The sequence below is a fragment of the Rudaea cellulosilytica DSM 22992 genome (genome assembly GCF_000378125.1).
GTDB lineage: Bacteria > Pseudomonadota > Gammaproteobacteria > Xanthomonadales > Rhodanobacteraceae > Rudaea > Rudaea cellulosilytica.
The window spans coordinates 417,707-431,241 of sequence record NZ_KB899241.1 but is presented as its reverse complement, the minus strand read 5'-3'; the positions used below and the strand labels follow the sequence as shown (position 1 = coordinate 431,241).

12 protein-coding genes are annotated in these 13,535 nt (G+C 62.0%); 1 reads left to right on the top strand and 11 read right to left on the bottom strand.

The window, feature by feature from the left end; all coding sequences use genetic code 11:
- Window positions 1–57: 57 nt before the first annotated feature.
- Complete coding sequence (locus F455_RS0101965; protein WP_018971578.1) at window positions 58–2,169, top strand: hypothetical protein; 2,112 nt, start codon at window positions 58–60, stop codon at window positions 2,167–2,169.
- A gap of 7 nt (window positions 2,170–2,176) precedes the next feature.
- On the opposite strand, the gene F455_RS0101960 is transcribed toward F455_RS0101965, so the two are convergent.
- The 11 genes from F455_RS0101960 to F455_RS0101910 form a co-directional block, all read right to left on the bottom strand.
- Window positions 2,177–3,145 (bottom strand): lysylphosphatidylglycerol synthase transmembrane domain-containing protein, encoded by a 969-nt coding sequence (locus tag F455_RS0101960; RefSeq protein WP_018971577.1) that lies wholly within the window; start codon window positions 3,143–3,145, stop codon window positions 2,177–2,179.
- Complete coding sequence (locus F455_RS0101955; RefSeq protein ID WP_018971576.1) at window positions 3,142–3,897, bottom strand: glycosyltransferase family 2 protein; 756 nt, start codon at window positions 3,895–3,897, stop codon at window positions 3,142–3,144. Before F455_RS0101955 ends, F455_RS0101960 begins: the two co-directional genes overlap by 4 nt.
- Window positions 3,890–4,810, bottom strand: a complete 921-nt coding sequence (locus tag F455_RS0101950; RefSeq protein ID WP_018971575.1) for a class I SAM-dependent methyltransferase — start codon at window positions 4,808–4,810, stop codon at window positions 3,890–3,892. The genes F455_RS0101955 and F455_RS0101950 overlap by 8 nt, the downstream gene beginning before the upstream one ends.
- Window positions 4,811–4,944: 134 nt before the next feature.
- Window positions 4,945–6,063 (bottom strand): hypothetical protein, encoded by a 1,119-nt coding sequence (locus tag F455_RS0101945; protein ID WP_020684031.1) that lies wholly within the window; start codon window positions 6,061–6,063, stop codon window positions 4,945–4,947.
- 404 nt (window positions 6,064–6,467) lie between these two features.
- Window positions 6,468–8,321, bottom strand: a complete 1,854-nt coding sequence (gene asnB / locus F455_RS0101940) for an asparagine synthase (glutamine-hydrolyzing) (protein WP_026292976.1) — start codon at window positions 8,319–8,321, stop codon at window positions 6,468–6,470.
- A 3-nt stretch (window positions 8,322–8,324) separates the two neighbouring features.
- A complete protein-coding gene (locus F455_RS0101935) occupies window positions 8,325–9,464 on the bottom strand; it encodes a glycosyltransferase family 2 protein (RefSeq protein WP_211212274.1) in 1,140 nt (379 codons plus the stop codon).
- Window positions 9,367–9,801 (bottom strand): GtrA family protein, encoded by a 435-nt coding sequence (locus F455_RS0101930; protein WP_018971572.1) that lies wholly within the window; start codon window positions 9,799–9,801, stop codon window positions 9,367–9,369. Before F455_RS0101930 ends, F455_RS0101935 begins: the two co-directional genes overlap by 98 nt.
- Window positions 9,798–11,093, bottom strand: coding sequence for an NAD(P)/FAD-dependent oxidoreductase (locus tag F455_RS0101925; RefSeq protein WP_018971571.1), 1,296 nt, complete (start codon window positions 11,091–11,093; stop codon window positions 9,798–9,800). The genes F455_RS0101930 and F455_RS0101925 overlap by 4 nt, the downstream gene beginning before the upstream one ends.
- Window positions 11,094–11,100: 7 nt before the next feature.
- Window positions 11,101–11,802 carry a class I SAM-dependent methyltransferase gene (locus tag F455_RS0101920; RefSeq protein ID WP_026292974.1) on the bottom strand — a complete coding sequence of 234 codons (702 nt, stop codon included), beginning with the start codon at window positions 11,800–11,802 and terminating at the stop codon, window positions 11,101–11,103.
- Window positions 11,803–11,835: 33 nt separating this feature from the next.
- On the bottom strand, window positions 11,836–12,780 hold the full coding sequence (locus F455_RS0101915) for an NAD-dependent epimerase/dehydratase family protein (protein ID WP_018971569.1): 945 nt from the start codon (window positions 12,778–12,780) through the stop codon (window positions 11,836–11,838).
- A gap of 13 nt (window positions 12,781–12,793) precedes the next feature.
- Entirely contained in the window at window positions 12,794–13,534 is a 741-nt protein-coding gene (locus F455_RS0101910) for an SDR family oxidoreductase (RefSeq protein ID WP_018971568.1), read from the bottom strand.
- Window position 13,535 lies beyond the last annotated feature (1 nt).

Here is a 13,535-nt window from a genome sequence, read left to right as displayed (position 1 = left end):
GTGATGATTTGGTACATGGCTCCGTTCGTATGATTGCGGAATTTCGATGAGGCGAGCATGACGCAAGTGTTCCGGTCCGCGGCTCCTGTGGGCGATCGCAAGTCACATTGGCCGCAGATCGCGCTGTGGTTGCTGTCGACGCTCGCGATTTGGGCGGCGTTGTCGTTGCTCGGACAGCGCGCGGAGTTGAGCGTCGATCTCGAGGCGACGGCAAAAGGCTACGTGCAGCTGTATCTGGATACCGGCCGGGGTTATTCCGAGCAGGAAACCACTCGGCTGCCGTTGAGCAAGGGCACCAATCATGTGAGTTTCGTCTTTTCGCTCGAACACTTGCGTGGCCTGCGTCTGGATCCGATCGATTCCGATGCGGGCGTGGTCATGACCCGCATCGCCGTGCGCTCGCGCGCCACGTTGGCGGCTTGGCGAAAGCTCTCTCCGCAAGCACGCATCCCCTCGTCGGAATGGCGCGAGCTGTCTCCGGAAGTATGGAAACCTCTCCGCGAAACGGTGGTCGAGTGGGCCGACGCAGGCCTTGCCATCGTGCCTGGAAAGACCATGGATCCCGGGTTGGAGTTGATTTCGACTGAAACCCTTGGCTTGAGCGCCGACGACCCGTATCCGATCGAGCGCGTGTTCGTGGCGGTTATGCTCGGCTGGATTCTTGCCGCATTGCTGCGCCGCTGGCTTTCCGCCGGAGACGAGACCCTGCTCAAGCCGGTGGTCGTGGCACCCTGGGTAGTGGCGGTGCTCATCCTGGCCATGGCGCAGTCGGCTTACATCCACCATCAGCCCGACGAGCGCTCGCATCTGGGGGCGTTTCAGTACTACCTGGAGCATCCGCTGCCTCCGGCGGTGGACGACCCGGCAACGATTCCGTCGACCTCGATGTGGGGGCACAGCTATCTGGAAGAACTCGATGTCGTCTACGCCATCGCAGCGCGAATTGCCGCGCCGCTGGCATCGGTCTGGTCGGACGACTTGTTTGCCGCCCGCATGTTCCAGTTGGGTCTGTGGCTCCTGCTTTGCGTGACCGCGCTGCGCAAACGGCGTTGGGCCTGGGGCCTGAGCGTGTTGCTGCTGTCGCCGCAGATCTGGTACGTGTTTTCGTACTTCAACGCCGATGCGTTTCCGCTGACCTTGGCGTTATTGGCGGTCCTGTTTGTCGGCGACGAGGAGAGCGGACTGAGGCGTTATCTAGCAGGAGACAAGTTCGGCGCAGGGGCGCTTGCGGCGATCGTATGCCTGGGATTGTTGCTCGTCTCCAAGCGCAACTACATGGCGGTCTTTCCTGCGATTGTGCTCTGGCTTGCGGTGCTGCATCTGGATCTGCGCATGCGCGATCTGCTTGCCATCCTGTTCGGCCTGCTCGCGCTGGGGATGGCGTTCTTCCTCGTCCAGGTCCCTGCCATATCGGCGACTGGGATGCCGAAGGGGATGATCGTGGTCGGTGGTCTCGCGGCGATCATCCCGACTCTGTCGTTCACGTGGATCTGCTCGAAGGATCCCTCGAAGCGAAAAATATTCCTGCGTCTGGTTGCGATGGTGCTCCTGTGCTTGGCGGTCGCGGCTCCGCGTCTCGCGTGGGACGTCTGGAAAAACGGAACGCCGGCAGAGAAAAGCGCAAAGCTGGAGACGACGGTCGAAGCGCGCGCGCGTGCTGACTTCAAGCCATCCGCCATCGCCGTCGGCGAAGGCTACGAAGGACTGGCGCTCGCCGCGCATGGGGTATCGCTCAAGGACGTCATGTTCGCGCCGAAGAAAGAGTGGCTGTCCCGTACCCTCTGCAGCGCCTTCGGCGTATACGGCTACATGATCTATTACGCACCGGAATGGACTTACTGGGCGTTGGGGCTCTTGTTCTTGATGTTTCTCGCCTTGTCCCTGGCGGCCGTCAGGCGTGCCCATCCCGCGCAAGGAATGCGCCTGATGGCGATTGTTCTGGGCGTGAGCCTGCTCGTGTTCACGCAGTCCCTGCTGTTGAGCTGGGTCTATGCGCTGGAACCGCAAGGGCGATATCTGTTTCCGATCCTCGCCTTGCTCGCTATGGCGGCGTGTGCAGGTGCTGAGCGGTTGAGTCATCGCCGAGTCGCAGCGGTCGTCCTGACGGCGGCCGCCATCGGAGTCGGGTCTTTCCTCTGGTTTGCCATGCCGCTAGTGCTCATGCACTGAAGATGCGCTACTGTGCATCCGGTACGTGAGCCGTCATTTCGATCAGGCCTCCGACAATCGCCCCGGAAAGCATTACTGCAAACAACCCGAGTGAAAGCGCGATAGCCAGCTCGCCCGGCACGCCCAGATAACTGAGGCAACCGACCAGGGCGCCTTCGCGCAGGCCCAGGCCGCCGATCGAGACGGGCAGCAGCACCGCGAGTGAAGCGACCGCAACGACCCAGGCCCAATCGGCCGCAGGCAATTCAATGCCGAGGCCGCTGGCCAGGGCCGCATAGGTGCCGAGTGCGAGGAGCTGGAAAAGGCAGGCAAGAGCCAGGCTTGCGAATACCCGTGCGGGCATGTGGGCGAAATCGCGCCATGCATGGACGAGGCGTTGCAGTGCAGGAATGAAGCGCCGCAACGGCGGCAGCGCGCCGACCGCGTCCGTGAGTCGCAAGGCGGCCGCATGCAGCATCGGAATGCGAAATCCGAACAGGCCGAAGACCAACACCGCACAGATCGACGGGAGCAGCACGCGCAGACTAGCTGGTACGGCGTGCGGAGTCAGGGCGGTGCCAACGCCGGCGATAAGCAGCAGCGCGATCATGCCGATGATGCGGTCCATGGCCACCGAGGCGGCGAGGCGTTCCGCATCCGCATTGCCCTTCGCCAGGCGATAGGCCTTCACTGCCTCGCCGGCGATTTGGCCGGGCAAGACGATCGAATAAAACTGGCCGATCATGGTCAGTTCGAACAGGCGGCGAAACGCAAACCGCGGGGCGAACAATTTCCAGCGCGCCGCGGCGATCGGCCACGAGGCGACGAACAGGGTGAGCGTGAGGATGATGCTGCTGGCGCTGAAGCGATGGAACGCTTCCAGTACGGCATGAAAGTCCAGCCGCCTGAGCAGCAGCGCGATAAGCGCGATGCCGATCAGCAGTTTGAGTACGCTGCGTGCTGCGTTGGATCGGATCGCCTGGAGCAGCCTGCTCATCGGACTATGCGCTGGGCAAGTTGGCGCAGCCACAAGTCGAAACGGTGGGCGAGCCGCGTCGGCAGATCGAAGCGGGCGAGCGCGTCGCGGTAGAGCGAATAGTCTCGCGCCTGAGCGGACTGCGCCGCGGCATGGATGCGGTAGCGCACATGCGCGCGGCGCACGAACGCGCAACGCTGCGTCTGGCGAAGGCGCAGCAGGTGGACGACGTCGGAACCCGGATAGGCCGGATCGGGAAACGGCAGTGCGGCTGCTGCTTCACGGCGATACAGCACGCCTGCGCGCGTGGCAACGGTGCCGAGCACGGGCAACCAACGCGGCAACCGGCGTGGAACGAAACGCGACACGATGTCGGCGCCGATATGCAGCAGACGCGCATTGCTTTGCAAAGCTGCTACCACGAGGCCATTGCCGCTGTCGAGATCGGCGCCTGCGCGTCGATAGAAATCGCGCTCGACGATCAGATCGTCCGCATCGAGCAGCTGCACCCACTCGCTGCGCGCTTCGCCAACCAGACGATTGTAGGTGCCGGCGATGCCGAGGTTGCGCTCATTGCTCAACGCGCGCACCGGCGCTTTGCACGCGCCGCTGGCGGCGAATCGTTGCACGCGGGCAAGCGAATCGTCGCGCGAGGCATCGTCGAGGAAGACGACTTCGCGCGGCGGCGGATCGAGTTGCAGGATGCAGGCGAACAGATCGTCGAGAAATGCGCCCGAGTTGAACACCGGGATGGCGAGTGTGACCTCAGCCATCGGCGACGGCGGTGGCGCGTAAGGTCGACGATGTGCGCGCCAGCGCATCGACGGCGATCTGGAGCGGATACGTGGCCACGCCGACCAAACCCGTATTCTGAATCTTGCGCGAGAGCAGATAACCGAGCGAGTGCCCGAGCAGCGGGGTGTGCGCAAGCGCGACGCGTTCGCAGCGCAAATTTCCCCGTTCGATCGCGCCGCTCAGGCTGCGCGCATCGAAATGGAACAGGTGCCGCGGCAGATTGTACGCGCAGTAGGCGCCGCCGAACGCGCGCGCCCAGATGCTGCGCCGGTTCGGCACTTCGATGAACAGGCGCCCGCCGGGATGCAGCCGGGTTTTCAGTTCGCGGATCAGCCGGTCCGGTTGCGGGTGGTGTTCGACGACATGGCGCAGGAAGATCGCGTGGTAGCGGAAGTCTTCGTTTTGCGAGTGGGCCTGCGGTACGTAACGGATCGACTCGATGCCGGCGAGGCGCGGTGGCGCGGCATCGTGAAAATCCGTCGCGGTGATGCGATAGTCGCGACCGTGTTTGCGCGCAGCGCGCACGAGGCCACGCGCAAGCGCGCCGTCGCCGCAACCGTAATCGAGGATGTCGACGCTGCGCTCGGTCGGAGCGGAGTTCAGGCAGCGCAACGGATCGGCGAGATAGCGGTCGATCGCAAAATCGCGCAGGCGCGCGACAAGCCCGCTGTCGAGCGCGGGAAAATCCACGGTGCTGCGCTGCGCATAAAGCTTGGGCAGGTCCGCCTCGACCGGACGCGGGTTGGTGAATGCCGCGCCGCAGCCGCTGCATTCGTCGATGCCGTAGTCGCCTGTGTGGGACTCGTAATCCGGGGCGGTGAGGGTGTGGCGCAACGCCGAGGTGCCGCAAAGGGGACAGGCGTTGAGGGTTTCCATTTGCAGGGTCGTCATACGGTATCAGTATACCGCCGAACCCGGTTTTGCCGAGCCGGCACGCCGTATGTGACGGAGCGAGCCACGTCCCGCAGACGCAAAAAAAGGCACCGGCTTTACCGGTGCCTTTGATTCCTCCTATATGCCTTCTATTACGGTACCGAGGCGCAGAACGTGCTCTGATAAACCGTTTGGGTGGCGCCAGTCAGATTGCGCCAACCACACCAGGCACCGCCATTGACTCCGGAACCGACGAGATATACGCCATCGATTTGGCTGTTGTAGCAATATGCCGAAACCGCTGTCGTGCCGCTGGGGCAAGTTGAGGTCGTGTAATGGAAATTGTTGTAGCCGGAGGCAAGCGTGACAGCTTCTGAAGCCGGCTCTGTCACAGTGAGCGCCACGGCCGCGCTTGCTCCGAAATAGCCGAAGTAGTCCATGATCGCGCTAGCGGTGCCGCCGCCAGTCAACATTTCGAATTTGTAGTGGCCGCCGGTCAGCGCGGTGGCGATGATGCCGGCGTTTGCCACCTGCACGGAAGCGCCGCTCTGGTACCAGTTGATGAAGCTGGTATTCTGCGTGCTGCCGGCCGGGCGGACGTTGATATAGCCCGGCGCCGCGCTCGGGTTGACGACGGTGACATTGACCGCGATGGCCGGTTCGCCGATGCTTGGCAGGGTGCAGGTGCCGGAACCGCCGTAGCTGCTGCCGAAATTGAACGTGTCGAATGTTGCAGCACTCGTGCCGATCGGCGTGCCGATATTGCGCGTATCGATGAAGCGGCAGGGCGTCATCGGGGTGAAGACCAGGCTGTCGGTCGTGCTGCCCAGGCCATCGGTCGAGGAGGTCGGGCCCGCACCGCTAGCTGCGGAGGTGCCTCCCGCTGCAGGGGCAGCGCTGGCTGCGGCCTGCGCGCGCGCTGCCAAGGCCATTTCCTGCACCTTGCCGAGCGTGGTCGCCGAACCACGAATATTCTGCAGGGCGCTGCTCGGCGTGTTGTACAAGTTGGCGAGCAGACTGAGGCGCCAGGAATCGGTGGCGCCGTTGGCGAGCGCGTCGGCGGCGACGTTCTGCACGATCTGGTTGGCCAGATTCACGCGCGCCTGGGCTTCTGCGAGCTGGGCCGCGCTCAGCGTCTTTTTTGCCGGCGCGTTCGCGGGGCCAGCGGGACCTGCTACCGGTCCGGCGGCGAAAGCCGCCGCGGAAACGAGCAGGCTTGCGGCAATGGCGGTCAGCTGCGGGCCGAACGAGCGAAACTTGCGAGTGTTCATGGTGCGTCTCCTAGAGAAAATATTCGGAAAAAGGTCGGTGGCGCAAAGCATTGTTTGACGATGAACCACTTTCTCCAGTTCTCCGTCCCTTAAGCAGACGTAAAAAGGGATGGGGATGTGTCACTCCGTGTTGCCGGTCTTTCGCCAAACCGCCTGATGCATTTACGGAAAACGCAAAAGAAATTACGTGAGTGCAGTCTGCCTGCCGAGCGGAATACGCTTGTGAGCCCCAAAACGCGGTTGCGATAGTCGCTATCAGGCAAACCGTGATCAAGCTAACAGAAATCGATTGGATGAGGTAGGCCGACAAAGGGCGCAAGCCTAAAATTCGATACTGCACCGCAGCATAAACCGAGGTGGCGAATGTCACTTCGTGCTGCGCAGCGACGCGGCGGACCGCGTTGTCAACCGAGCGATGGCGGATGTCGCATGCTGGCGAGCATCCATTTGCTCCACAGATACAAGCGTTGGTCCGATCTTCCGTTGCGGTGCTCGTCCAGGCGCTTGCGCCAGAAGGCGGGGTTGATCGGGATCGACGCATCGTCTGGCGCGAGAAGACCATCCTTGAACCAGCGGCCGACAGGGACGGCAAACCCCTGCTTGCTACGTTCAAGGATTTCCTTGGGCAACAACGAGCGTACGGATTGGCGCAGAATCCATTTCGTTTGCGTGCCGCGGAGTTTCATCCGCGAGGGGAGGCGGCGCAGAAACTCGACCAGTTCGATGTCGAGGAACGGCGCGCGCACCTCGAGCGAATGCAGCATGCTGGCGCGATCGACCTTGACCAGAATGTCGTCCTGCAGATACAGGCGGATATAGAACGCGATCGTGCGGTCGACCGGATCGCCCGATGGGCAACTGTCCCAGGCGTCGATCGCCTCGCTGTAGACGTCATCGAGATCCACGGGCGCGGAAAACAACTCGTCCAGTTCCGATGGCGCCAGCGGTGCCATCCAGACCGGCAGCCACAGTGCCGGGCGGTGGTCGAGGCCGCGTAGCGTGCGTTTGAGCCGGAAATCCAGGCTCATGTATTGGTGCGAAACGGGCAGGCGCGAAATGGCCAGCGACATGCCGCGATGCATCGGCTTCGGCACGAATTTTTCGTACCAGCGCGCATAACGCAGCGCACGGAACGGGTCGTAGCCGGCAAGCAGTTCGTCCGCGCCGTCGCCGCCGAGGGCGCCGGTGACGAAATGCCGTGCGTGCTCACACAGCAGATAGGTCGGCAGGATCGACGAGTCGGCGATCGGTTCGTCGAGACGCGCGGCGAGGTCAGGCAGGATGTCGAGCGCGCGCTGCACGGACAGTGTTTCGATGCGGTGATCCGCGCCGACGTGTTCCGCGACGAGTCGCGCATAGCGCGTTTCGTCGAAGCTTGCTTCCTCGAAACCGATCGAGAATGCCTTGATGCGTTCGGCTCCCGCGTGCTTGACTGCGAGCGCGGTGACAGCCGATGAATCGATGCCGCCGGAAAGGAAACAACCGATTGGCACGTCGGCGACGAGCCGGCGCGCCACGGCCGCGTCGAGCAGCGCGCGGAACTCTTCCACGCACTGGTTCTCGTCGCGCACCTCACCCGGGTCGGGGACGTAATGCCAGTAGCGTTCGATCCGATGTTCCAGGGTCGCTAGATCGAGCGTGAGCGAATGGCCGGCAGGCAATTTCGAAACACCGCGCAGGAGCGTCAGCGGTGCCGGCACGTAGCCGTAGGCGAAGTATTTGCGCAGCGCGCGCTCGTCCGGCGCGGTTGGCACGTCGGGATGCTCGCGCAGGGCGGTCAATTCCGAGGCGAACACAAATGCGCGCTTGCCGGGATAGAAAAAAAGCGGTTTCTTGCCGAAGCGGTCGCGCGAAAAAAACACCTGGCCTTGCTCGCGATCGACGAGGGCGAACGCCCACATGCCGTTGAGTCGATTCGGCAAGTCCTTGCCCCAGTGTCGCCAGCCGTGCAACAGGACTTCGGTGTCGGAGTGATCGGTGGCGAATACTGCGCCGAGCTGTTCCAGTTCGCGCCGCAATTCGGCGAAGTTGTAGATTTCGCCGTTGAAGACGATCGACAGGCGACCGTCCAGCGTCGTCATCGGTTGGCGGCCGCCTTCGATGTCGAGAAAGGCGAGGCGGCGGAAGCCCAGGTACACGCCGCGCTCGGCCTGGATAAGGAAGGCTTCGTCGTCCGGACCGCGATGCGCGATGCGCGCCGTCATGCGGCGCAGGACGTCCGCGTCGCCCGCGCCGAGGATTCCTGTTATTCCGCACATGCGCTAAGGGGCTTTCGCGCCATTGACCACACGGCCAACGCGATAGACCGCCTTCGCCTGCGATTCGTGATAAGTACGGTTGAGCATTTCTGCCAGCAGCCCCATGAGGATACTCAAGATGCCGACGACGCAGAGAAAGACACTCAGCAAAGGCAGCGGGGTCTGGATCAACGAGGTGCCGTAGATTGCCTTCAGGGCGAGGGCGGTGATGCCGAGCAGCCCACCGAGAAGAATGCTCAGAAAACCGAAACCGCCGAAAACATAGATTGGTTTCGAGGCGTAGCGGAACAGAAATTTGACGACGATCAGATCGAGCACGACCTTTATCACGCGTTCCAGTCCGTATTTGGACTCGCCGTGCAAGCGCGGATGATGGGTGACTTCCATTTCCGTCACGCGCGCGCCGTTCCATGCCGCATAGACCGGGACGAAGCGGTGCATTTCGCCGTACAGCTTCACCCCGTCCAGCACGTCGCGGCGATACGCCTTGAGCGAGCACCCGTAGTCGTGCAGATGCACACCGGAAACCCGGGAAATCAGGCTGTTCGCGATCCGGCTCGGCAGATTGCGCCTGATCGCATTGTCCTTGCGATCCTTGCGCCAGCCGGAAACGACATCGAAGCCTTCGTCCAGTCTGGCCAGCAGACGCGATACATCGGCGGGATCGTTCTGCAGGTCGCCATCCATTGGCACGATAATCTCGCCGCGTGCATGGTCGAGGCCGGCCATGAAAGCGGCGGTCTGGCCATAGTTGCGGCGAAAGTGCACGATCGTGATGCGTGAATCCGCACTAGCGATTGCGTCGAGCCGCGACGCGGAATCGTCCGTGCTGCCGTCGTTCACGAGTACCGCTTCCCACGTGCGACCGCACTGGTCCATCGCCGCCGCCAGGCGTTCATACAGAATCGGAATGTTTTCCGCTTCGTTGTAGAGCGGGATCGTGACCGTGACTGCCGGCAACGCCTGACCCTGGAGTGGAATTTGCGACAATGTGGCCGACATCCAGAAATCCAAGGATATACAAGAAATAAAGTGTAACCGAACCTCATTTGCTCTGCGAATTGGAAGGCGTTCGCGCAGAAAACGAAAAGTGCCTGTGTCCGAGATAGCTCGTGAATATCGGCGTGACGATGCCGACGGCATGGGCAATTTCGTCCGCATGCCGGCCGATTCCGAGCCAAGGGAGGACCACGTTCCGAAACAGCAGGCTGACGAGCAGGGTCTGCAGCAGTGCGACGGCGTTCACCGCGACGAACCAGAATATCTGCTGATGCAGGCGGTTGGTTGCACCGGTGAAGACGAACAGGCGGTTGAGCACGAACGCGGTGATCAGCCCGAGCAGATAGGCAACGACGATCGCCGCCGAATACGGCAGCCAGCGGCTCAGCACGATGCGCGAGCCGAAGTTGACCGCTGCGGCGAATCCGCCAACGGCGAGAAAGCGTAGAAAAGGAGACGCGGCAGCCGGCTCGCGATTCATGCCAGCGTCGCGCGCGCGAGCTCGCGCCCGATCTTCACGCTCTCGGAAATCGAACGATCTTCGGGGTAGTAGTACGACGTGTCGGCCATGTAGAAGCCCGCGATCGGAGTCTTCATAGGCGGCAGCATTGCGGCGAAGCCCGGCGGACAGATCGTCTGCGCGAAGTCATAGCGGTGGCAGTGGCTCGCGAGCACCCAGTCCGGTTTGAACTGCGGGTTGAGCTTTGCCAGATAACCAATCGTCTCGTCGATGAAAGACTGGTTGTCGCGTGCGTACTTCGGGTGCGTCTTCGGCATGTAGAACGGCGCGTAGACGATCGCGGGCCCGGTACCAGGATTCAGGTTGGAGTATTCGATGACGCCCGGAATCTCGATGCTCTCGTCACAGATGTTCATCCAGAAATTCTCGCTCAGCGGCTGTTTCAATTTCAGAATGACGCAGGCGACCGGAATGTTCCTGATCGCACGGATGCGCGCGGCGAAGTCCTCGGGCAGGTCGGGTACGAGTTCCGGCAGATATTGGATCGGCGCCGTGCTGACGACGTTGTCGACTGCGCGTTCTTCGCCTGCGACCACGATGCCGCGCACTTTGCTCAAGCCGTTGGTCGTCACCCTGTCGATGCCCGAACGCAGGTGAATGCGACCGCCGAGTGACTCGATGCGCGCGCGCAGTGCATCGAGCAGCGTGATTGAGCCGCCGTCGAGATAGCCGAGCGATTCATGGAACAGGTCTCGCCGCGACAGCGCCACGCGCTTGATGCGGGTGCCGAGCCACGCCGCTGAGAGCTGGTCGCTCAGTTCGTAGAACTTGAGATAAAACAAGCGCTCCCACAGCACTTTGTAGGCGCGCTCGCCGAGCCAGGATTTGAGCCAGGGCAGCGCACCGATCTTGTCGAGTGCCGTCCAGTCCTTGACGCTCTTGGTCTTCATCACCTGCAGCGCGTAGCGGATCTTCTCGATCAGGCTCAGCCCGTCGAAGCGCAACAGCGCCTGCGGCGTGCCCCACTTGTACAAGCGGCCGTTCCAGTAGAAACCCATCTTCGTGTCGGTCCAATGCAGCCGATCGGACAGATTCAACTCGGCAAGCAGGTCGAACAGCGGATAGTCGGTCTTGCAGATGAAGTGGTAGTAGCGCTCGATCGCGAGGCCGTCGAAATCGAAATGCGCGGACATGCCGCCGATACGATCGTCGCGCTCGTAGACGTCGACCTCGTGCCCGGCCTTGAGCAGGTCGAGCGCGCAGATCAGGCCCATCGGGCCGGCGCCGATAATGGCGGTTGATGTTTTCTTCATGAACCGGTCAGCTCCGCTGTCCGTTGCTCGGCGCGGACTGTGGGCGCTTCACCGCAACGACCAATGCCTGCTTGCCGAGAAAGCGCCAAGCCAGCGGCACACGGAGGTATAGCCCGACCAACCAGGCAGCCTTCGGCAGACGGCTTTTCGTGGTGTACGGCAGGAACCGCGGATGGACAGTCTCCGCTTCAAATCCTGCCAACTGTAAGCCTTCGACGAGACTGCGGTCGGTCAGCGGGGTGTGGTGATCGAAAAAATCCCAATATTCGCCGGGAAGGAAGCGGATATTGGGTTGCAGCACAATGATCTTGCCGCCGGTTTTCAGGATGCGTGAGGCCTCGCGGAATGTGTCGAGAACGAGCTGCTTGCTCGGCAGATGCTCGAGGAAATTGCTCATGAAAACAATGTCGACGCTCTCGGCGTCGAGTTGGCTGATTGCCGTGCACGGGGCATTCATCACCTGAACCTCGGCTCCCGCGAAACGCCGCACATCCGGATTCAGGTCCACGGCGATCTTGTGCGCGGCGCGGATATTGTTGATGAATTCGCAGTAGCCCGCACCGACGTCGACAACGGTCGCCGACGGATCGACAAATCGCTGGAAGAAGTGCTTGCACAATACCTCCCAGATTGCGTGTTTCTGAGCCAATTCCTTCTCGGGAAAGCGTTGATCATATAGCTTTTCCAGATCGGCTCCGTGCTCTGTCATGTGATTACCTCCAGATGGACACGTTCGGGTCGTTCAGCGGCGCAATACCACGCCGCTGTAACGCGGATCGCAATAGCTTTCGCTTACGGCGTCTTCGAATGGCGTTTGCACGACACCAAACGTCGCGCGCGTATCGACGCCGTGAAACTCGTCACCGGCACTGAGCGCCTCGAGCTGGTCAGCAGTGAAAGGCGGCTTGCCGCTGAACAGCGCATAGACTTTGAGCAGGAAACGGAACAGCGAATAGGGGATATGCACGATCAGTGTGTGCAGCCGCTTGACGCGCTTGATCGTGCGGATGATGTCGACGTAATCGATGCGCGTGTCGCCGCAAACGTCGTAGACCGCGCCGTCGGGCTGCGTCTCGATGCATCTGGCGATACAGCGGCAAAAATCGCGCTCGTACAGCGGCTGGCGCATGTACTTGCCATCGCCGGGAATCGGAAACACGGGCGTCTTCGCCATGAAACGCGACAGCCAGCCCAGATGCTTGGGGTCAAACCAGCCGAACATCAGTGTCGGACGCAGCACGCAATGCGTGATGCCAGATTCGATGACGAGTTTTTCCTGTGCCTTCTTCGTGTTCGTGTAGTCGTCGTTCGCGACCGAATTCACGACCGACGAAGATATGTGCACGAGATAGGGCACGTCGTAGCGTTTCACTGCGTCGAGCACGACGCGCGTCGCGTCGATGTTGTTGCGCACGAAGATTTCGGCTTGCTTGCCGGTGATCTGCGCGTGCAACTGCACGACGCAGGCAGCGCCGTCGAAGCTCGACTGCCACTCGCCGCGCTCGGCGACATCGGCGAGGATCGCCTGCACGTCCGGATGCAGCCGGCGCAGGATGCCGAGGTTGTACTCGTGCTTGTCGATCGCGACGAGGTTGGTGTAGCCCTGCGCCTTCAGTTCAACGACGAGGTTCTGCCCGACCAGGCCGGCGGCTCCGGTCAGAACGATTTTTGCGTCCTTGGCGATCATATGATGCGGTTCGTCACAGCTTCAATTTCTTGAAGATCGCTTCCGGAATATGCTTGATCACGAGCATGATCAGCGCCCAGAACCCGGGCAGATAAACTACGTTGCGGCGCTTGTCGATTGCGCGCACGATGCCCGCGGCCACAGCATCGGGCTTGGCCCACAGCGCGCCCTTGTTCGCGACGTTCGCGGTCATAGGCGTATCGACGAAACCGGGCTTGATCGTCAGCACGTCGACATTCGATTTCGCCAAACGCTGGCGCAGGCCCGAAAGAAACGCCGTCACGGCGGCCTTGGCGGCGCCGTAGACATAGTTGCTCTGGCGCCCACGGTCGCCAGCGACCGAGGAAATCACCGCGAGCGTACCGGTCCTGCGTGCTTCAAATGTGTTCGCCAATATCGTAAGCAGCGCCATGGTAGACAATGCGTTGACTTCGAATTCGCGGCGCAGCGCGGCTACGGATTTCTCACACTCGCCCTGATCCGACAGTGTGCCGTGCGCGATCAATACGATATCGAGGCCACCGAGCTCGCGTTCGGCTTGGTCGATGATCGCCTGCTGCGCGGCGACATCGGCGACGTCGAGCGTCGCGGTCGCGGTGCGCACGGCGCCGCGCACGTCGAGATCGGCCTTGATTGCCTGCAGCCGTTCGGCATTGCGCGCGACAAGGAACAACGCCTCGCCGCGCGCGGCGAAGATGCGCGCGGTGACTTCGGCGATCGCCGATGTGGCGCCGATGATCAGGATTTTTTTCATG

Coding starts and splice junctions, on each gene's coding strand:
- F455_RS0101945 (WP_020684031.1), bottom strand. CDS start 6,063: ATGAACACTCGCAAGTTTCGCTCGTTCGGCCCGCAGCTGACCGCCATT.
- F455_RS0101915 (WP_018971569.1), bottom strand. CDS start 12,780: ATGATCGCCAAGGACGCAAAAATCGTTCTGACCGGAGCCGCCGGCCTG.
- F455_RS0101960 (WP_018971577.1), bottom strand. CDS start 3,145: ATGAGCAGGCTGCTCCAGGCGATCCGATCCAACGCAGCACGCAGCGTA.
- F455_RS0101965 (WP_018971578.1), top strand. CDS start 58: ATGACGCAAGTGTTCCGGTCCGCGGCTCCTGTGGGCGATCGCAAGTCA.
- F455_RS0101920 (WP_026292974.1), bottom strand. CDS start 11,802: ATGACAGAGCACGGAGCCGATCTGGAAAAGCTATATGATCAACGCTTT.
- F455_RS0101955 (WP_018971576.1), bottom strand. CDS start 3,897: ATGGCTGAGGTCACACTCGCCATCCCGGTGTTCAACTCGGGCGCATTT.
- F455_RS0101910 (WP_018971568.1), bottom strand. CDS start 13,534: ATGAAAAAAATCCTGATCATCGGCGCCACATCGGCGATCGCCGAAGTC.
- F455_RS0101950 (WP_018971575.1), bottom strand. CDS start 4,810: ATGACGACCCTGCAAATGGAAACCCTCAACGCCTGTCCCCTTTGCGGC.
- F455_RS0101925 (WP_018971571.1), bottom strand. CDS start 11,093: ATGAAGAAAACATCAACCGCCATTATCGGCGCCGGCCCGATGGGCCTG.
- asnB (WP_026292976.1), bottom strand. CDS start 8,321: ATGTGCGGAATAACAGGAATCCTCGGCGCGGGCGACGCGGACGTCCTG.
- F455_RS0101930 (WP_018971572.1), bottom strand. CDS start 9,801: ATGAATCGCGAGCCGGCTGCCGCGTCTCCTTTTCTACGCTTTCTCGCC.
- F455_RS0101935 (WP_211212274.1), bottom strand. CDS start 9,464: ATGCCGTCGGCATCGTCACGCCGATATTCACGAGCTATCTCGGACACA.